At 57.3% G+C, this 20477-nt stretch carries 15 protein-coding genes; 8 read left to right on the top strand and 7 right to left on the bottom strand.

The window, feature by feature from the left end; all coding sequences use genetic code 11:
• Nucleotides 1–204 precede the first annotated feature (204 nt).
• Nucleotides 205–1677 (top strand): replication-associated recombination protein A, encoded by a 1473-nt coding sequence (locus EYB53_RS19920; RefSeq protein WP_135480292.1) that lies wholly within the window; start codon nucleotides 205–207, stop codon nucleotides 1675–1677.
• A 60-nt stretch (nucleotides 1678–1737) separates the two neighbouring features.
• Here EYB53_RS19920 and EYB53_RS19915 read toward each other — a convergent pair whose 3' ends face one another.
• Nucleotides 1738–1995: a type II toxin-antitoxin system Phd/YefM family antitoxin gene (locus EYB53_RS19915; protein ID WP_135480289.1), complete on the bottom strand. Its 258-nt coding sequence runs from the start codon at nucleotides 1993–1995 to the stop codon at nucleotides 1738–1740.
• A 490-nt stretch (nucleotides 1996–2485) separates the two neighbouring features.
• Here EYB53_RS19915 and EYB53_RS19910 point away from each other — a divergent pair, with 490 nt between their 5' ends.
• The 6 genes from EYB53_RS19910 to EYB53_RS19885 all read left to right on the top strand — a co-directional run bounded on the left by EYB53_RS19910 (nucleotide 2486) and on the right by EYB53_RS19885 (nucleotide 13780).
• Nucleotides 2486–2953, top strand: coding sequence for a flavin reductase family protein (locus EYB53_RS19910; RefSeq protein WP_135480287.1), 468 nt, complete (start codon nucleotides 2486–2488; stop codon nucleotides 2951–2953).
• A gap of 105 nt (nucleotides 2954–3058) precedes the next feature.
• Entirely contained in the window at nucleotides 3059–6937 is a 3879-nt protein-coding gene (gene bchH / locus EYB53_RS19905) for a magnesium chelatase subunit H (RefSeq protein WP_135480284.1), read from the top strand.
• A gap of 102 nt (nucleotides 6938–7039) precedes the next feature.
• Nucleotides 7040–8137, top strand: a complete 1098-nt coding sequence (locus tag EYB53_RS19900; protein WP_135480282.1) for a glucosaminidase domain-containing protein — start codon at nucleotides 7040–7042, stop codon at nucleotides 8135–8137.
• A gap of 28 nt (nucleotides 8138–8165) precedes the next feature.
• Nucleotides 8166–10616: an EcoAI/FtnUII family type I restriction enzme subunit R gene (hsdR, locus tag EYB53_RS19895; RefSeq protein WP_135480280.1), complete on the top strand. Its 2451-nt coding sequence runs from the start codon at nucleotides 8166–8168 to the stop codon at nucleotides 10614–10616.
• A gap of 3 nt (nucleotides 10617–10619) precedes the next feature.
• Nucleotides 10620–12077, top strand: coding sequence for an N-6 DNA methylase (locus EYB53_RS19890; protein ID WP_135480278.1), 1458 nt, complete (start codon nucleotides 10620–10622; stop codon nucleotides 12075–12077).
• Nucleotides 12074–13780, top strand: coding sequence for a restriction endonuclease subunit S (locus tag EYB53_RS19885; RefSeq protein WP_135480268.1), 1707 nt, complete (start codon nucleotides 12074–12076; stop codon nucleotides 13778–13780). The genes EYB53_RS19890 and EYB53_RS19885 overlap by 4 nt, the downstream gene beginning before the upstream one ends.
• Nucleotides 13781–14001: 221 nt before the next feature.
• On the opposite strand, the gene EYB53_RS19880 is transcribed toward EYB53_RS19885, so the two are convergent.
• The 4 genes from EYB53_RS19880 to EYB53_RS19865 all read right to left on the bottom strand — a co-directional run bounded on the left by EYB53_RS19880 (nucleotide 14002) and on the right by EYB53_RS19865 (nucleotide 15814).
• Nucleotides 14002–14208 carry a DUF2283 domain-containing protein gene (locus tag EYB53_RS19880; RefSeq protein ID WP_135480266.1) on the bottom strand — a complete coding sequence of 69 codons (207 nt, stop codon included), beginning with the start codon at nucleotides 14206–14208 and terminating at the stop codon, nucleotides 14002–14004.
• The gene (locus EYB53_RS19875) at nucleotides 14205–14471 is read right to left on the bottom strand and encodes a DUF4258 domain-containing protein (RefSeq protein WP_371879139.1); all 267 of its coding nucleotides are present in this window, start codon (nucleotides 14469–14471) and stop codon (nucleotides 14205–14207) included. The genes EYB53_RS19880 and EYB53_RS19875 overlap by 4 nt, the downstream gene beginning before the upstream one ends.
• 90 nt (nucleotides 14472–14561) lie before the next feature.
• Complete coding sequence (locus EYB53_RS26670) at nucleotides 14562–14702, bottom strand: UPF0175 family protein (protein WP_135480296.1); 141 nt, start codon at nucleotides 14700–14702, stop codon at nucleotides 14562–14564.
• Nucleotides 14703–14941: 239 nt separating this feature from the next.
• Nucleotides 14942–15814, bottom strand: a complete 873-nt coding sequence (locus EYB53_RS19865; protein ID WP_097650641.1) for a DUF1028 domain-containing protein — start codon at nucleotides 15812–15814, stop codon at nucleotides 14942–14944.
• A gap of 52 nt (nucleotides 15815–15866) precedes the next feature.
• On the opposite strand from EYB53_RS19865, the gene EYB53_RS19860 reads away from it, so the two are divergent.
• Complete coding sequence (locus tag EYB53_RS19860) at nucleotides 15867–16481, top strand: YigZ family protein (protein ID WP_135480262.1); 615 nt, start codon at nucleotides 15867–15869, stop codon at nucleotides 16479–16481.
• 105 nt (nucleotides 16482–16586) lie between these two features.
• On the opposite strand, the gene EYB53_RS19855 is transcribed toward EYB53_RS19860, so the two are convergent.
• Together EYB53_RS19855 and EYB53_RS19850 are read right to left on the bottom strand one after the other, a co-directional pair.
• Entirely contained in the window at nucleotides 16587–18572 is a 1986-nt protein-coding gene (locus EYB53_RS19855) for a 3'-5' exonuclease (RefSeq protein WP_135480260.1), read from the bottom strand.
• A gap of 10 nt (nucleotides 18573–18582) precedes the next feature.
• Nucleotides 18583–20382 (bottom strand): DEAD/DEAH box helicase, encoded by a 1800-nt coding sequence (locus EYB53_RS19850; protein ID WP_135480258.1) that lies wholly within the window; start codon nucleotides 20380–20382, stop codon nucleotides 18583–18585.
• Nucleotides 20383–20477: the final 95 nt, after the last annotated feature.

Below are 20477 nucleotides of genomic sequence, written 5' to 3'. Positions count from 1 at the left end.
CCAGGGCGCGGCGGTAGGGGCACGGCGCCCCCGTCCCCGTAGGGGGCGGGGGGGGGGGCACGGCGGGGCGGGCGGGGCACGGGGCGGCGGGCGGGGCACGGCTCGCCCGTGCCCCCGGCTCGCCCGTGCCCCCGGCTCGCCCGTGCCCCCGGCGGCTGTGGTACAATTCAAGGCAACTGGGTTCGCCTCAGCAGGTGACAGATTATGCCTCCAAAACGTGGCTCGACAGGTCCAACGCTCTTTGATGCGCAACGTGCGCAGGCGCTTGAACATCAAGCACCGCTGGCGGCACGGATGCGACCGCGTACCCTTGATGAGTATCTCGGGCAAGAGGCTCTGGTTGGCGAAGGACGCCTCCTGCGGCGGGCGATCATGGCCGATCAGCTCTTTTCGATCATCCTCTGGGGGCCGCCTGGCAGTGGCAAGACAACGCTGGCCCGCATTATGGCGGCGAGTACCAGTGCCCATTTCGAGCCATTGAGCGCGGTGAGTGCCGGCGTCACTGATCTGCGGCGGGTCATCCAGGAAGCGCAGGATCGCCTGGGGATGTTTCAGCAGCGGACGGTGCTTTTCATTGATGAGATCCATCGTTTCAACAAGGCGCAGCAGGATGCAGTGTTGCCCTTTGTGGAAGATGGCACGCTCACGCTCATCGGTGCGACGACCGAGAACCCCTCCTTTGAAGTGAATAACGCCCTGCTTTCGCGGGCGCGGGTCTTTCAGCTTGAAGCCTTGAGCGATGAGGCGATGGGGCAACTGGTTGATCGGGCGCTGGCCGATGAGGTTCGCGGGCTCGGTTCATTCAAAGTCATGCTTGCTGCCGATGCCCGTGGCTATCTGGTCAATATGTCCAATGGCGATGCCCGTACCGCACTCAATGCGCTCGAAGCAGCAGTCATGTCCAAGCCACCGAGTCTTGGCGATAAGCGTTTGATTACGCTCGATGATCTTCGTGATGCCTTGCAGACCCGGGCGACTCGCTATGATAAGCACGGCGAATTGCACTACGATGCAATCTCGGCCCTGCACAAAAGCGTGCGCGATAGCGATCCTGATGGGGCGCTCTACTGGCTTGGGCGGATGTTGGATGGGGGCGAAGACCCGCTCTACATTGCGCGGCGCATCGTCCGCATGGCCCTGGAAGATATTGGCATGGCTGATCCAGCCGCGTTGCCGCAGACCATCGCGGCACAGCAGGCGATCCACTTTATGGGCCAACCCGAGGGTGATCTGGCGCTTGCCCAGGCGGTCGTCTATCTCTGTCAGGCCCCCAAGAGCAATGCCGTCTATCGGGCGTATGGGGCGGCGCTCAAGGATGTCGCCGAAACCCGTAACGAACCGGTGCCCCTGCATCTGCGGAACGCGCCGACCCGCTTGATGAAGGGCCTTGGGTACGGCAAGGGCTACGAATATGCCCACGACCTCGCCGAAGGCCGGAGTGAACAGACTCACCTGCCCCCCAATCTTGAGGGCCGCGTCTATTATGAGCCGACCGACCGCGGTTTCGAGAGCCGTGTACGCGAACGACTGGCGTGGCGTGAGCAACGTCAACCTCCTCGTCCCGCTTCCTCGCCAACGCTCACTGCCCTTGACCCTCAGGCCCTTTCAGGCGAAGAGTCGCAGGAACCGCCCGAAGAAGCCCCCTCACCTGGCGAGCACAACAAAAGAAGAAGGTGAAGAACCTCGTTCTTCACCTTCTTTCTTTTGTATTTGTATGCGAGGTTTTACCGCTACCTATTATGCACTAGCGTCAGGATCTGCTGCGCCTTCAACTGTCTCATTCTCAAGATGAATATCGGCAAGTTCACGTAGGGCAGTAAAGAGATCAACATCAAGAATGACACCAGTTGGATAGCCTTTTTGCGTCACAATAATGGGCTGATGGTTGGCCCGTGAACGCTTGATCAGTGCGGCCAACGATGATGCGGCCTTGGAGATCGGCACGACGCCCTGCTTCAGGTCAACGTCCAGCGTATAATCCTTCAGATCTACCATTCTAATCCTCCGCTACAATCTTCTCACCCTGACGATCCACACAGTCAACACGGTTGTTGACGATACCAACAATACCTCTACCCGCTTACCCGCATTGCTGTCAGTTTGTACAGTGGATGAGACTGTGCGGGGCTACATGGTAGACTAAAACAACATAGTTTGTTAATCCGAATCTTATGCTGTTAGTCATGCAATTATAACACCATTTTTCCTATTTGTTGAAGAAAAATCTAGATCTATTCGTTATGGTAATGATACATATTATGAATTTAAAGACTGAGATTCGCTTCAGAGCACGGTATAGGTACGAGTTATTGCATTTGATGTGGCAGGTGTCTCCGACCGTCCGGATGCCCCCTAACCAAATATTAACTATTATACATGAAGCTGACACATTATACAAGGCGCACATGTGGAAGTTGAGGTACAATGAAAATAGCCTTTGAGATGGTGACTGTTACAAGATGTAGAGATAGAGGTATAACAGAGGATGATTGACCAATCGCGGTTTCGTCAAGTGATGGGGCGGTTTCCTTCCGGAGTTACGGTTGTTACTTCGGTCTATGAAGGTCGTCCAGCCGGGTTGACGGTTAGTTCGTTTACCTCACTTTCACTCAATCCCATGCTCGTGCTCGTTTCGATTGATCATCGTGCCGGTAGTCACGCGGTGATTAGTACCTCGGGTCGCTATGCCGTTAATATTCTGGCAGAAGATCAAGAGTATATCTCGCGCCGCTTTGCTAGTGAAGAGGCCGAGAAGTTTACCAGTGGGACTTTTGATATTTCGCCCAATGGGTTGCCCCTGTTACGTGGCGTGCTCGCCCATATCGAGTGTGACGTTCACAGTACGTTGCCCGGGGGTGATCATACGATTTTTATCGGTGAGGTGATCGCTGCGCAGTGCTACGAGGGTAATCCGTTGCTCTACTATCGCTCAGGCTATCATCGTCTTGGCTAGTTCTTCTTTTGTTCATAGAATGCAAAGTTTGTTCTTTCCGTACATTTCACCGATAATGTACGCTAGATCTTTATACGTTCTGTGCCTGAGAAGCGAGGTAAAGCAATGGCGCATGAGTTTGTGATGGTACTGGGTTTGCAGCGTTACAGCCAGGATCTCTTTACGGCTGCCGAAGCTGAGGTACGTAAAGAGGTACCAAGTTTTCGGCTGCGTGTCTTTGAAGATCGTGATATTCAACAGCGACCCGATGAGGTTGAGGCGGCGATCGCTCGTTGTTCATGTTTCTTTTCTTCGCTGATTACGCTCGCTGAAAGTACCGAGTGGCTGGTTCCTGTGGTTCAGCGTCACGATCCGCCGATTGTCTTTTGTTTCGAGGGTGTCCCTGAGGTCATGCGCCTTACCAAGGTTGGCAATTATGCGATGGGCGGCAAGGGCGGTGGCGGTGGGATGCCCAAACCGGTGCAGAATGTCGCCCGTCTGCTCGTCGGTAACCGCGAAGAAGATGCGTTCTATGGCTATGTCAAGCTCCAGAAGATTACCAGCAAGCTGGTCAATTTTCTGCCAGGCAAGCGCCTGACCGATTTCCGTAACTGGACGAATGTCACCACCTATTGGAATACGCGCAATGTCGCTAATACGGCGAGCATGTTCAAGCTCATTCTCCGTGAGTATTGCAATATGCCCAAATTGCAGGTGCCCCCTCCCGTCCAGGTGCCCGATATGGGTTTTGCTCATCCCGATGCGCCAAAATATTTTGCGAAACCTGATGAGTATGAGAAGTGGGAGCGCGAGCGGCGCAAACGGAGCAATGGCGGCAAGAAGGGGGCCGAACCACTCGGTACCGTGGCCGTGCTCTCGTTCCGTAGCCATATCCTCGGTGGTACCCATTATCACAATGATGTCGTGCGCGCCCTCGAGGCGGCCAATCTCCGTGTGCTGCCCATCTTTGTCCAGGGCATCGAAGGCCACGTTGTTGTCCGTGAGTGGCTCGGGCGGATGCACGTCGATGCGGTGATCAATACGATGGGTTTCCCCCTCGTTGGCGGCCCCGCTGGTTCAACCAAGGCTGGTCTGACTGTCGCCGTGGCCCGTGAGTTGCTGAGCAAGCTTGATGTTCCCTATATCGTCTCTTCGCCACTCTTCGTGCAAGATGAAGAGAATTGGCGTGAGCACGGCGTCGGGCCGATCCAGGCGACGATGATGTATGCGTTGCCCGAGATGGATGGCGCGATTGCGCCGGTGGTGCTCGGTGGGATGCGGGGCAGTGAGATTGGGACGGTGCCCGACCGCCTGAATCGCCTTGGTGAGCAGACCAGTGGTTATGTGCGGCTGCGTAAGACGCCGAATCGTGACAAGAAGGTCGCCCTGGTCGTCTACAATTATCCGCCCGGACAGGGCAATGTGGCAACGGCAGCCCTGCTTGATGTGCCATCTAGCCTGATTGCGCTGCTTGATCGGATGCGTGCCGCTGGCTATACGGTCGGTGATTATCCGCGTGATCCCGTTCAGTTTGCCCGCTGCCTTGAGGCCACCCTGCGGGCTGATATGCCTGAGCTGCCCCCCGGCCATCCGCCCCTCAATCTGCCAACGGTCAATAATGAAGCGTTCTATCGCTGGATCCGCCCCCAGGATCAAGAGCGCATCAATAGTCGCTGGGGGTCGTTCCCCGGTGATATCGCTCCCGCTGGCCGCGACCGTGTGCGCCTCGGTGGGATGCACATCGGCAATGTGTATGTCGGTATCCAGCCGATGATTGGCATGCCCGGTGACCCGATGCGGCTGCTCTTTGACCGCGAGAATACGCCCCACCATCAGTATGCGCTCTTCTATAAGTACCTCAGCGAAGAGTTCGGTGCCCATGCGCTTGTCCATGTTGGGATGCATGGGACGTCTGAGTGGATGCCGGGGGTGCAACTCGGGATGACCGAGCATTGCTGGCCTGATGTGTTGCTTGGTACGTTGCCCAATTTCTATGTCTATCCGATCAATAATCCGGCTGAGGCTAATATCGCCAAGCGTCGCGGGTATGCGACGATCATCGGCCACGCGATCCCGCCCTATGGCCGCGCCGGGCTCTATAAAGAGTTGCAGGCGCTTAAGGATCTGCTTGATGAACAGCGGAGCCGCGGTGAGCGTGGTGAGGTTGAAGCTGAGACCGGTGAGCATCCGGCGATGCTGGCGATCCAGCAGAAGATCGAGTTGCTCAATCTTGACGTCGAGCTGGCGCAACTTCCTGATGAGTCGTTCAGTGCGTTTGTCTCACGTGCGTATGCCTACCTGCGTGAACTCGAGAATACGCTGATTACCGATAGTCTGCACGTGATGGGGAGTGCGCCGCCCCCCGATCAGCAGTTGACCCTGATCGCCGAGGCACTCAAGATTCCGCGTGATGGCAATATGGGCCTTGGTGATCTGGCGCTGACCGCTGTGGGCAATGGGCCAGATAGCAATGGTGTCGTGTCGAGCTTTGGTGATTATACGGGTATGCTGGCATCCGCACGTCGCGGTGATGTCCATGCTCTTGCGCTGCGTGACCGCATTGAGGCAGGTTGCCATGCCTTTGTGCGCCGGGCGATCCTCGATGGCGAAAACCCCGATAGTGCCTGGCGGGCGATCTTTGGGCTCACCGAGGTTGTCCCCTGGTCGATGGCGCTCAATCCGCTGGCTGAACACGGGCGGGCGATGCTCGCGGCCCTGCGTGATAATACGCAAGAGCTTGATTATCTGCTCCACGGGCTTGACGGCAAGTATATTCCCGCTGCTCCTGGTGGCGACTTGATCCGCGATGGTATGGCCGTGTTGCCCACGGGCCGTAATATCCATAGCCTCGACCCCTTCCGTGTGCCTTCGGATAGCGCCTATGAACGCGGTGTCCGGATCGCTGAATCGCTGATCGCAGCGCACGTTGCCGAACAGGGTGAGTACCCCGAGACGATTGCTCAGGTGCTCTGGGGCCTTGATGCGATTAAGACGAAGGGTGAGTCCATCGGGATCGTGCTTGGCCTGATGGGTGCCCGCCCGGTCAAAGATGGTCAGGGCAAGATTGGGCGCTATAGCCTGATTCCCCTGGAAGAACTTGGGCGCCCCCGTATTGATGTCCTGATGACGGCGTCGGGGATTTTTCGTGATACCTTCGCCGGGACGATCGATATCCTTGACCGGCTGGTGCGCGAGGCGGCGGTGGCTGATGAGCCTGAAGATCAGAATTTTATTCGCAAACATGTCAATGCGATGCTGGCTGAGGGCAAGACCCTGGAAGCCGCAACCGCACGGATCTTTACGCAGGCCGAGGGTACCTATGGCACCGATGTTGATGAGGCCATTGACGGCAGTGCCTGGGAAGATCGCCAGGAGCTGGAAGAGCTCTTTATTAAGCGCAACGCTTTTGCTTTTGGTGGCGACAAGGCGGGCGGTGCTCAGCCGGAAGTCCTGCGTTCGTTGCTTGGCACTGTGGGTCGGGTGGCCCAGGAGATTGACAGTGTTGAGTATGGCCTGACTGATATGCAGCACTACTATGGCTATTCCGGTGCGCTCAAGGCAGCCGCTGAACGCGCCACCGGCCAGCACGTGCCGCTTAACTATGTCGAGAGCTATACCGCCGAAACCAAGATACAGAATCTTGACCAGGTGTTGCGCGTCGAGTACCGTACCAAGTTGCTCAACCCCAAATGGTATGAGGGGATGCTCAAGCATGGGCACAACGGGGCTGCCGAGATTGCGCACCGCTTTACCTATATGCTCGGCTGGAGTGCGACGACCGAGGCGGTGGACAATTGGGTCTATGATGAGGCAGCGTCCACCTTTGTGCTCGACGATGCGATGCGGCAGCGCCTCGAGGCGGCGAATCCCGAGGCGACGCGCAATGCCGTCGGGCGCTTGCTCGAGGCCAATACCCGTGGTATGTGGCAGACCGATGACGAAACCCTTGATCGCCTGCGCGAACTCTACGCCGATCTCGAAGATCGGCTGGAAGGGGTTGTGTAAAGCTTCCGGGAAGCTTGAGAGCTTCCCGGAAGCTGATTGGTTGGACTACGCCCGCAGGCCAGCTTTGCTGGCCTGCGGGCGTAGTCCAGGAAAGCAAAGCTCATGCGTTGGCGTACCCATGGCGAACCACTTGCGCTGACGATCCTCGTTCTGCTGGGCATCAGTCTGGTGCCCTTGCTCCTCCTCGGTCTGCTTACGCCGCTTCAGTTGCAACAGTCTGCGATTGTGCTCGCGTGGATGGCTGTTTCGCTGCTTGCCTTGCGCCTCCCTGCCCTGTTGCAGCGTGAGAGTCGTCGGCTTGGCCTACTCGTCGCGATGGTGGCCCTCGCCGGGATCATCGTTGGCGTCACAGCCTTGCCCCCTGCGGCATCTGCGCAGAGCCAGGGGTTGACCTTTCGCGCCGCGCCCCGGATCTCACAGACCAATTTCAGCCGCATCCTGGCGAATGCCGGTTCGCCCGCCGCCCCGTATGGCAACGAACTCTACGATATTATTCGTGGCTATGGGCTTGATCCGGCGGTTGCGCTCGCCTTTTTTCAGCACGAGAGTCAGTATTGCACCACCGGGCGCTGTGCCCGTTCGGGGTTGCAAAACTGGGGCATGCTGCGTCGGCATATCAAACAGGAACGCAACGCAGGCCTTGTTGACGGCTTTGCGCGGTATGCCACCTGGCAAGACAGTGTCCGTGACTGGTCAGAACTGATGCTGGGTTATATCAATCGTGGTATGGATACCGTCGAGAAAGCCGTGCCAGTCTATGCGCCCACATCGGACGGCAATGTGCCGACGGCCTACATCAATGCTATTCGGCGACAAGTCGCCTCGTGGAGTGGCAGTGCGAACGCCGGTGCCGATGTCACGCTCCGCGCCTATACCGGCCCACTCGATCAAGCCCTGATCAGCGAAACCTTCCTGGCCTCATCGGTGGTCTACTACCCCAACTGGGCCTTCCACCAATATATGCTCGCCGAAGCGCGGGCCGGGCGACCCCTGGGCGTCCCGATGGACGAGAGCCGGATCATCACGCTTGACGGGCAACGCTTTGCCGTGCAAGTCTTTGCCCTTGACACCCTCTACACCCCGATTGCCCCCGTTGAAAGCCAGACCAACTGGAGCGACGTGCGCCGCCTGAGCGACCTGCTGGCTCCTCCGCCTGCCCCGGGGCCAACGGCAACACCGCTGGTTGCGCCGGAGAGGTAGGTAATGGGCTGGAAGCCAGCTAAAGCCAATGGATAAAAAGAGCCTCAGCGAGCGTGATATTTGTACGAAATTCATTACGCCTGCCCTGCGTCGGGCGGGTTGGGATGAGTTGGCGCAGATCCGCGAAGAGGTGAGCTTTACGAATGGCCGCATTATTGTGCGTGGCAAGTTGGTGACGCGCGGCAAGGGGAAGCGCGCTGATTATATTCTTTACTATAAGCCCAATCTTCCGGTTGCCATTATTGAGGCGAAGGATAATACCCATAGTGTTGGCGATGGTATGCAACAGGCTCTTGACTATGCTCAGACACTTGATATCCCCTTTGTCTTCGCGTCGAATGGCGATGGTTTTGTGTTCCACGACCGCACTGGCACCGGCGCGCAGCTTGAGGAGACGTTGAGTCTATATGCCTTTCCTTCACCGGCAGAACTCTGGGGCCGCTATCGAGCCTGGAAGGGTCTGACGCCCGAGGCTGAGGCGCTTGTGCTTCAGGATTATTTCGATGACGGCGGCGGCAAGGCTCCGCGTTATTATCAGGTGAGTGCGGTTAATGCGGCTATCGAGGCTATCGCCAGAGGGCAGGAGCGGGTTCTGCTCGTTATGGCGACGGGGACTGGCAAGACCTATACGGCCTTCCAGATTATCTGGCGTCTCTGGAAGGCGGGACGTAAGCAGCGCATTCTTTTCCTTGCTGACCGCAATGTGCTGGTCGATCAGACGATGGTTAATGATTTCCGCCCGTTTGGTGCGGCGATGGCCCGGCTTTCGACGAGCGCGAAGACGATCGAGCGCAGTGATGGTACGACTGAGGATTTGCCCCTCGCGCTTGATAAGAAGCGCCGCATTGATACAGCCTATGAGATTTACCTCGGTCTTTACCAGGCGATTACTGGCCCTGAGGAGCGCCAAAAACTGTTTCGGGAGTTTTCGCCTGGTTTTTTTGACCTGATTGTGATCGATGAGTGCCATCGTGGGAGCGCGGCGGAGGATTCGGCCTGGCGTGAGATCCTCGAGTATTTTGCTGCGGCGACGCAGATTGGTCTCACTGCGACCCCGAAGGAGACCCGCTATGTCTCTAATATCCATTACTTTGGCGAGCCGGTCTACTCCTATTCGCTCAAGCAAGGGATCCGCGATGGCTTCCTCGCGCCCTACAAGGTGGTCAAGGTGCATATTGACCGCGATGTCGCGGGCTATCGCCCTGAGCGCGGTCAGCGCGACCGCGAGGGCGATGAGGTCGAAGACCGGATCTATAATGTCAAGGATTTTGACCGTACGCTTGTGCTTGATGAGCGGACGAAGGTGGTGGCCCGCAAGGTGACGTCTTTCCTGAAGGAGAGTGGCGACCGCTTCCAGAAAACGATCGTCTTCTGTGTTGACCAAGAGCACGCCGCACGCATGCGCCAGGCTTTGATTAATGAGAATGCCGACCTCGTGGCCGCGAATTATCGCTATGTCATGCGGATTACTGGGGCCGACGCCGAGGGCCAGGCGCAACTTGGCAATTTTATCGACCCGGAGGCATCGCATCCGGTCATTGTTACAACCTCGCGTCTGCTTTCGACCGGTGTGGATGCACAGACCTGTCGGTTGATTGTGCTCGACCGCGAGGTTGGCTCGATGACTGAGTTCAAGCAGATCGTTGGGCGCGGTACTCGCGTGCATGAAGATACGCGCAAGTACTATTTTACCCTGATGGACTTCCGTGGCGCGACGAACCACTTTGCTGACCCGGAGTTTGACGGCGAGCCGGTGCAGATCTACGAGCCCGGCGAGAGCGATCCGCTCACTCCGCCTGAAGACGAGGTGCCCGTTGGCGATGATGACGAGCCGCTGGCCCCCGAGCCTGGCGAGGAGGAGACGGTTGTTGTTGGGCCGCCTGACATCAGCTTCCCGCTGGGTGACTACGGGCAACGCAAAGTCTATGTGGACGGGGTCGCGGTCAAGATTATTGCTGAGCGCGTAGAATACCTCGATGAGTATGGCAAGCTCATTACCGAGAGCCTGCACGATTATACCAAGAAGGCGCTCAAGAAGCGGTTTGTCAGCCTCAATGCTTTTTTGAAGCGTTGGGAGTCGATTGAGCGCAAGCAGGCGATTGTCGAAGAGTTGGCAGCCGAGGGGTTGAGCCTTGACCTGCTCGCCGATGAAGTCGGCAAGGATTTCGATCCGTTTGATCTGATCTGCCACCTTGCTTTTGATGCAAAGCCGCTGACGCGCCGCGAACGGGCCGATAAGGTCAAGAAACGCGATGTCTTTGCCCGATACGGCTCTCAGGCTCGTGCCGTACTTGAAGCTCTGTTGGCGAAGTATGAGGATGAGGGCATGCTCAACCTCGACGATCCGCAGGTGCTCAAGATTCCGCCCTTTTCTGCCCTTGGCACCCCGACGCAACTGATCAAAGCCTTTGGTACTCGCGACGACTTCGATCGCGCGGTACACGACTTGCAAGCTGCACTCTACCAGGAGACCGCCTGAACTATGTCTGTTCGTACCCTCGTCAAGTCCATTCAAGATATTATGCGCCAGGATACGGGTGTTGATGGTGACGCCCAGCGCATTAGCCAGCTATGCTGGATGTTCTTTCTCAAGATTATTGATGACCAGGATCAGGAACTGGAGTTGCTGGACGCGACGTATCGCTCACCAATTCCCGTGCGCTTGCAGTGGCGTACCTGGGCGGCAGACCCGGAAGGTCTTACTGGCCAGGCGCTGCTTACCTTCGTCAACGATGAACTCTTCCCCGAGTTGAAGAACCTGCCTTTGACGGGCAAGCCCGACGATCGTCGGCGCGTGGTGCGCGATGTGTTTGAAGACGCCTACAACTATATGAAGTCCGGCCAGTTGATGCGCCAGGTGGTGAACAAGATCAATGGGATCGATTTCAACAACCTGACCGAGCGCCAGCACTTTGGTGATATCTACGAGCAGATCCTCAACGACCTGCAATCGGCTGGCAACGCGGGCGAATACTACACTCCTCGCGCCGTCACTGCCTTTATGGTTGATCGCATCGACCCTAGGCCAGGCGAGCTTCTCTTCGACCCGGCCTGCGGGACAGGCGGCTTTCTTACCTCTGCGATCCGCCATATGCGCGCGCGCTATGTGAAGCTTCCTGAGGACGAACAGCAGATGCAGGCAAGCCTGCGGGCCGTTGAAAAGAAGCAACTGCCGCATATGCTCTGCGTGACCAATATGCTGCTGCACGGCATTGAAGCGCCGAGCTTCGTGCGCCATGACAACACTCTGGCCCGCCCCTACATCAGCTGGGAGCAGAAAGATCGCGTTGATATCGTCCTGACCAATCCGCCCTTTGGGGGGCGCGAAGAGGACGGCATCGAGAGCAACTTCCCGCAGCACTTCCGTACGAAAGAGACGGCGGATCTCTTTCTGGCCCTGATCATCCGCCTGTTGAAGCCAGGTGGCCGCGCTGCTGTCGTGCTACCCGATGGCACACTCTTTGGCGAGGGCGTCAAGACACGCCTCAAAGAGCACTTGATGACCGAGTGCAACCTGCACACGATTGTGCGCCTGCCCAACTCGGTCTTCAAACCCTACGCCTCAATCGGTACCAACCTGCTCTTCTTTGAAAAGGGCCAACCGACCGAGACAATCTGGTACTACGAACACCAGGTGCCAGCGGGGCAAAAGGCCTACTCGATGACGAAGCCGATCAGGCTAGAGCATATGCAACCGTGCATCGCCTGGTGGGGCGGGCCGCAGCGCACAGGGCGTGAAGAGACACCGCAGGCGTGGCAGGTCACCGCCGAGGAGATAAAGGCACGCGGCTATAACCTCGACATCAAGAACCCCCATACCGTCGCGGACAACCACGGCGACCCCGAACAACTGCTCGCCGAACTGACCAGGGCCGAGAGCGAGACAGCCTCTTTGCGCAACCAGCTAAAGGCGATTTTGGCGGAGGCGCTGCTGCGATGAACGCCGACCAACTCTTGACCCACTACGACCGCATCGCCGACGCGCCTGATGCCATCGTCCGACTGCGCCGCTTCATCCTCGACCTCGCCGTGCGCGGCAAACTTGTGCCACAGGATCCAGCGGATGAGCCAGCGACAGAGTTGCTGAAGCGGATCGAGAATGAGAAGGCGCGTAGGGAAAAGAAGGGAGGGGTAAGAAAATTTGATGTTGAACTGGTAGACTCCGAAGAAGCACTGTTCGTTATTCCTGATAGCTGGATATGGACACGTCTCGGGTCGATCGGCGATTGGGGTTCTGGTTCTACGCCACTGCGCGGTAATGCCGATTTCTATGGGGGTGGTATTACGTGGCTGAAGTCCGGTGAACTCAATGACAATCGACAGTTAGCTGGTTCCGAAGAAACAGTTACAGAGTTGGCAATTAAAAAGGGTTCGTTTCGCTTAAACAAGCCGGGTGATGTACTGATCGCGATGTACGGCGCAACTATTGGCAAGGTTGCGGTCTTGGCTGAGCAGGCTGTTACGAATCAGGCAGTATGCGGTTGTAGCTCTTATCTTGGCGTTTTCAGTCACTACTTGTTTTTATTCTTGCTTTCGCAGCGAGAACAGTTTCGCTCAGCGAGTGAAGGGGGGGCTCAACCAAATATTTCTAAAGTAAAGATTATTCGGACACCCTTTCCCCTCCCCCCACTCGCCGAGCAACACCGCATCGTCGCGAAGGTCGACGAACTCATGGCGCTGTGCGACCAGATCGAGGCAACGCGGGCGCGGCGGGAAGCGACCCGCGACCGACTGGCGGCAGCGAGCCTCGCCCGCCTGAGCCAGCCCACCCCCGACCCGCAGACATTCCACGCGCACGCCGCGTTTGCCTTGGAGCATCTCGGCGCAATCACCACCCGCCCCGACCAGATCAAAGCCCTGCGCCAGACCATTCTCAACCTCGCCGTGCGCGGCAAACTCGTGCCGCAAGACCCGGCGGATGAGCCAGCGGCGGAGTTGTTGAGGCGGATAAAGGAGGAGAAGGCGCGGATGATGATAACGGGGAGGATTAAGCGGGAGAAGTTGCTACCATTCCTTTCTGAGGATGAACTCTCATTTGAACTACCCGATGGGTGGGCGTGGACGCGCCTCGGCAATCTGAGCGAATTTGTTACCAGTGGCTCACGCGACTGGGCGAAACACTATTCACCTGAAGGGGCGATCTTTATTCGCATGGGAAACCTTTCAAAAGATCACTATCGTCTTCGCCTTGGCAATGTTCAGCGAGTAAAGCCACCGGTTGATGGTGAAGGCACACGAACTCGCCTCGAATCTGGCGACATCCTCATCTCAATAACTGGCGATGTGGGGATGCTCGGCTTAATCCCTGAGGGATTCGGCGAGGCATACATTAACCAGCACACAGCGATGGTACGGCTAATGCCCGAAATGAAAGGGCACTACTTGCCAGAGCTATTCCGCTCGTCATTCGCGCAAGATCAGTTTAACAAGCCTCAGCGGGGCATCAAGAACAGCTTTCGACTTACCGACCTGACCCAATTTGTTGTTCCCCTCCCCCCACTCGCCGAGCAACACCGCATCGTCGCGAGGGTCGACGAACTGATGGCCTTCTGCGACCAACTCGAGGTAAGCCTAAGCGCAAGCGAAGCGACACGACGACGGCTGCTCGACGCAGTGCTGCATGGAACCCTTGGACGAGGCTAGCAGGCGGTGGCACCTCGTTTTAGATTGCAGGTTTTAGCTTTTGGATTGCAGATTGCCGCGCCGAGCAGTTCAGCGGCTTTGCCTGAACTGATACGGTCACGACGGTACCTCGCAGCCTTGAACTGTGGTTTGACCGGGTTGGTTCTGCGTGTGCTTGGCGGAGGGCTGAGGGAACGCTGGCAAGCCAGGCGTGGGTAGGGAAGCCCGTGCCTGGCTCGGCACTAAGCAGCTTTCCCGATGACGGCATACTCAACTGCAAACGGATTATCAGTACGCTTCGAGGCATCAAGGATTTCGATGCCGACAATATTCCCTGCCTGATCATAGTCGAGGATCAGACCGGGTTTCTCCTCATCACTTTCCTCAATTGGTGCATTACTGAAGATGAGACGCAACACATCTACTTCGGCATCGTAGGTAACTTTCATGGCATTGTCTTCCAGTATTTGCTGATCTTGCTGGTGCGATAAACCGTAACAACGATAGCAGGGTCAATAGTGTCAACCACAATGGCACGGAGCAAGAAGATCTTGCCCCCACCAAAATCAACCTGAGATTGGTAGGCAACTCGTCCATTGCCCTCTGGCACTACCTGCTGAGGGTTTTCGAGGACGGAATCTACGAGGGATTGTGGGATCCTGCGATGCTCCATCTCTTCATGAGCGTGATATGAATAGGTAAAGCGAGGCACGGGTATGGCTTTCCACTGACGTTGCCTGCCACAGAAACGTGCAAACCATTGCTTTTGGCGAGTTGCACGAGTGCCTGAGTATCTGGCTATTCACTCATGGGCAAGCGTTTCGATCTCGGCTTCGAGTTCAGTGACTGAGTAGTCGAGGTAGGGTGTCTTTTCTTCGGCAAGCAGGCGGATGAAGTCGAGGCGCTCGATGCCGAGCAGTTCAGCGGCTTTGCCTGAACTGATACGGTCACGACAGCACCTCGCAGCCTTGAACTGTCATCATTCCCACTACGAGTATACCACGAGCAAACGTTGTGGTGTCGCTTAAGCACATTCTAATGCTTTGCATAACACGAGTCGAGTGCTAAGATAAGCATAGACAACAATAATGCGACTCGTTCCGATGATGGAACGATCCGCGTGTTGTCGTCGACAATGTACTGTTGCAACGAGCAATAGTATAGTTGTTCAACTGCAGGATTTTACTCTCGTTTGCGGCGCATAAAATCGAGCACAAGCGGGTCGATTTTGTGCTCATCGAGACTAGTGAGGCGCATTTCGAGATTCTCGACCCCGCCATAGGTCTCAAGGGCGCTGCGGGTCAGGGTCTCGAACTTGCCATCAGCAGGGCCGGCGTAATAGCCCGCCTCGCTGAGCATCGTCTGGATCTCGCAGGTCAATTCGGGCGTAATGGGCAGCAGCGCCGCCGGATCTGACGTGGTAAGATAGAGACGGTGGAGCCTGAGGAGGCGTTCGAGTTCAACAATCGGCTCTGGGTGATCGTCAACCCGCAAATCGACATAACGATCATGATTGCCACCATAGGCACCGCCGGTGCGTGCGACATAGAGCGCGGCGGCCTGGCGCCCGCGGCGATCGCCGCCGGCTGCTTCGCCGGCTGCCAGCGCAATGACCAGGCGTTCGGCGAGTTCACCCTGGGCCATTTCAAAGGCCTCGGCGATCGCCTCGGCGACCCTGGCCCCGGCGAGGATATTGCCTTGCACGGTATAGCCAGCGCCGAGATAATGCCCCGCCCAGGGCATACAAGCGCTGCCGGTATAGGCGGCAACCCGGCCCTGCGCATCAACGATGCCGAGCTGGCGTTGATCGCGTCCAGGATCATCGGCAATCAACTGATCGCATACCTGTTCGGCGGAGAGCCCCTCGGCCAGCAGTTTCAGCCCGTCGGGGCCGTAGCGAATATTGGCCCATGCCTGGGTGGCAAGGCCACCGACACCAGCTTGCGCCCAGGGGACAACCGAGCCAACGGCAAGAAACTTGGATTGAACCGCCACACCAACATCGCCCTGCTCAGGATCGAAGGCAACGATAGAAAAAGTGGCAACTGGTTGCATATTCGTCCCTTTCTCTGAACTTCTGCGTAGTATAGCATATTGGAACATCCTGATGAGTCTCGAAGCCCGTTATCCTATCCCTGCCGCACGTGCGACAACCGAGTTGATGGTCAGCAATTCACGCTTCATCAGCCGTGCGGGCTACACCCCTGACGTGGATGCTGCCAAAGCATTCATTGCTGCCATCCGTGCCGCCGAGCCCGACGCAACGCACCACTGTTTTGCCTACCTGGTTGGCTATGGTGCCAGTGTCACCGCCGGGATGAGCGACGACGGCGAACCATCGGGCACAGCCGGGCGCCCGATGCTGGCCGTGTTGCGCGGGGCCGATCTGGGCGATGTCACGGTTGTTGTGACGCGCTACTTTGGTGGAACCCTGCTTGGTACCGGAGGACTGGTACGGGCCTACAGCGATGCGGTGCGGGCCGTGCTTGCCGAGTTACCCCGCGGCGAACACGTTGTCTTGCAGCGCCTGCGCATCGAAATAGACTACAGCCTCTATGCAACGGTGCGCCGTATCCTCGAAAACGCTCAGGCGTTGATTGATGACGAAGCCTTTGGGGCGACCGTCGTCATCATAGCGCGTCTGCCAGTAACAGACGTTGATCGCATCAGTGCGCAACTGGCCGAAAGCACTGCGGGTCAGGTACGGCTACGTCTCACATAAGATGGTTTTTTGACGCAAAGGCGCAGAGGCGCGGAGGTTTTGACGCAAAGGCGCAGCGGCGCAAAGGTTTGGTGTATTGCGGCTCTCCTGGGAGTGCAGGTGCCCCTATGTGTGGGTTCCACCTAGCGCACGGGGTACTTCGCCCACATAGGTTATGACCAGACGCTGGCCTGCACGTGTCATCGCCATATAGAGCTTGCGGGTATTATCGCGGATCTGCTCGGCTCGTTCCTCTTCAGACAGCCGCAGGCTCCCTTCGGCTTCAAGCAGACGATGGATGCCGACAAGAAAGACAATCGGACTCTCGAGGCCAGTCGCTGAACCAAGTTGGCAGACGCGGATCTGTTCCGGCTGCACACCCTCTTTGGGATGAGTCACATGCGCGGTACCAAATTCAGCCCCGAGTCGTGTGAGCAGTCGGTTTGCGCCTTGCCAGTCGGCGTGCAAAATCAAGATATGCTCAAGCGGCGTCTCAGCCGCAACCAGTGCCTTGACCTCCTTGACGACCCGCGTGAGTTCATCCTGTTCACTGGTGAGGGCAACGACTTTAGGCGGCAACCCACTCGGCGTCTGCTGCACATTGGCGGCAATGAGTGCCTCTTCATCGTCGGGTAGGCGGTGCTGATAGAACCGGGTCGCAAAGGCCAGAATCTCCCTGGTTGTACGATAGCACCGGTCAAGACGGCGGGTATGACCACGCACATTGAAGCCGCTGGCGAGCCATGATTGGCGTCGTTTGAGGAAGCCCTGGGTGGGATCGGCGACCAGAAAAATCTGTCCCCGCTGCACTGGCAAAACGCGCTTGATAATCGCAAACCAGATCGGGGCAAAAAACTGAGCCTCGTCAATCAAGATAACATCATAGGTTGGCAGGTGGGGGTCTTCTTCGATCAAAGCGCGCCAGATACGGCGCGGCACATCACCGAAATCGAGCCTTCCTTTTGCGTTCAACAGGTGCTGATAGGCCAGAATCGCCTCGTACACGCGGTCACGCATCGATTCTTTGAGCGCAAAGCCGCGGCCACTGCGATCGGCCTCGCGATAACCCTGGCGTGTCGTAATCAAACGATCTTTGAGCCAATCAATTTCACTCTTGAAGAGATCAAGCGAGATCGACGTATCGGCGAGGTGTTGTTCCCAGGCTTGCTGCAGAAGCGCACGTTGTTCATACTCTTTGATCAAACGTGGCCTGGGTGACGTCGGCCAATAGGCGATGCACCACCCAAAAAAGGTTTTCCATTCGACGCCCTGATCGCCCCCGCTCAAGACGTGATACCGATGCTGGAGATCGCGGATAAGGGGACGATTGTGGGTCAAGACGAGCATACGCTTGCGCGGAAAAAACTGACGGAGCAAGCGTGCTCGATACAGCAGGAGCAGTGACTTGCCGCTGCCTGCTACACCATTGACAAGTTGTAGGTGCAACTCGTGGTTTGCTTCTTCAGCCTCTTCGGAGAGTTCAAGATCATATTTGAGCACCCACTCTTGCTGGTAACTGAGTAGGTATTCGGTCAGCACTGGTTCGGTGGCGCGCACTAGTGATTGGCGGATGGTAAGCTGGCAAGGAATAATGATCTCGGGGCTAAAAGCGCGTCGCAAACGCTCAAACTGCTCGGGTGTGCAGCGTGAACCAAGCCGCGACACGAGCCAGGGTAAAAACGCCTCACTGGTCAGATCCTCGCGAGCACCCCAGACAATGCCTGGTGGAGGTTCGGCCAGGGCCGTCTGCAGATCGACGACCGGTATGCCTGGGAAGAGGATGAGGCCAGGAATGCATGCGAGGGCATCGGCAACATCCAGGTGCGTCCGAAACTGATTGAGGGCCTCTGTTTCCGTGGTTCCGGGCGCGGTCGTTGCGCCAAAGAGACCTTGCTGATGCGCCTGACGCATATCGGTGAGGGTGGCAGGCACAACAGTGATCAAGGCGCAGCGTTCATCCTGCGTATAGACCAGGAAGGAAGGCCCGTGATCCTGGATGGTCAGCCGTTGCCAGATAACAAAACTATCAGGGAGTTGTTTGAGGAGCCGAAAGACGCGAATCGTTTCGCGCGGGTACGAGCCAACCGGATGTTCGGGAAGAATCGTTGCCATAACGGTGGGATCAGGTGATGCTCGGGTGGGCGCAACTGGCAAGCAGATCACGCCATAATTCAAGCCCGTGTTGTGAAGTTGCCTCACCAGGGCGAGCCTCAAGCACGTGACGACTGCCCAGGATAATCAATTTGTGACGTGGGCGCGTGATCGTCACATTGAGGCGTTCAGGTTGGAAGAAAAAATCGGCCACTTCACTGACAAACTTGGCATCGGAACTCGTCAGTGACACAATGATCACATCGCGTTCCTGGCCTTGCATGCGTTCAACGGTATCAATCACAAGCGCACGGCGCTCTGCATTATGCTCGGGCAGGGCCTGACGCAACCGATTGCGGATGGCCCGACTCTGGGCGCGGTAGGGTGTCACTACGCCGATTTCGGCAGGAGCCACCCCGCATGCCACCAGGGTAAGGATGAGCTCAACCGCGAGTTGGGCTTCCTGTTCATTGCGCGTGGTGGCGTTCCGATGACCAAGATCAACAAAGACCTTCGGCACGGCTGGATCAAGAATCTCGGCAAAGCGCTCGGGCGGCTGCGCATAGCTGATGCGTCGCGAACCTATGCCTTCGGCGGGCACAAGGCGTCCCGCATAAAAGGCCTTGCTTGGCCAGGCGGCCAGCACATCATTGAGGCGATAGGTCTCTTCGAGCATCGTATCGAAGCCACGGTCAACCAGTACACCAAAGACCGAATCGCGCAGCATCTGGTCGCCATAGCGGGTCGCCAGGACGGGCGGTAGTTGCTGATGGTCGCCCACGAAAATCGTACGCCGCGCCACGAGCATCGCCATAATAGCCAGCGGGAGCGTGATCTGACTCGCTTCATCAACAATCACTGTCTCGAATTCTACCCCGTGCAACCGACGTGTGCGTGTAGCAAATGGCGTTGCGCCAACAATATACGCCCCGGAGAGATCGCAGAGCGGCGACGAGTCAAACGTGGCATAATGCTCAACCTGTAGTCCATCGGCACGGGCCTCATGCCCGATCTTCACCGCCGTCACCGGTGTCGCATCCTCGCGTGAGGCGAGCTCGGCCAGTTTATTCAAGGCATTGGCGATCGCCCGATGGGTAAAGCACGTCACCAGGACACGCTCGCCATCTTCGGCAAAGAGTTGGGCGAGGCGGGCCAGCACCACCGTCTTGCCGGTTCCCGGAGGACCCTGAACCAGATAGGCAAGATCGCTCGCATACGCCGACGCAACCGCATCGGCTTGCTGCGCGTTAAGCCCCCACTGTTCAGCCCGTTCAAGGGCATATTCAAAGCGTTCGAGATCCAGGCTTGGCCGGATCTGCCCGGTGAGCAAGGGCAGCACCCGTTCGCGACCAGCCGCCGTATCGGCGGCTTCGTCAAGTGCCTCCAGGATGTAGTCGCTCACATTGAGATAGCCCTCATCAAGCACCCAGCCATCGGGTTGAGCGACAAAGTCAAAAGCCGTGATCCCAGGTGCATCAGTCGAGACAAGCAGATCCGTCTCTTCATCAAGCTCGAGCGTGACAAGGAAATTTGGCTCAGCGAAAGGGTCGCCGCGGCTCAAACAGAGCATGTCGCCCTCACGAAAACGTGATTCGTTGCGATGACAGCATAGTTCAACCAGACCGTCAGGGTGAACCTTGACGATCGTGATAGCATCAATCGCCCGCCCTGTCGCAACCCGTTTCAACAGCGGTTGTGACCAGAGATGCTCGATCTGCCGTGTTGCTTCATTGGCCTCGGCCCGCACCAGGCGCGCTAATTCGGTAATGAAATCATGCAAAACGGTATCATCGGGAGGCAAGGGAAGGCGGCCTGCGTCGGGCGTCAACATAGCACAACTTTCTCACATGAAGAGGGCACGCAAATGCTCTGCCTGCCTCCGAATATAGCATGCCTTGCGATGAGAAGCAACAATGATATAATCGC

The sequence above is a fragment of the Candidatus Chloroploca mongolica genome (assembly GCF_004762035.2).
GTDB lineage: Bacteria > Chloroflexota > Chloroflexia > Chloroflexales > Chloroflexaceae > Chloroploca > Chloroploca mongolica.
This window is presented reverse-complemented; position numbering and strand designations above follow the sequence as displayed.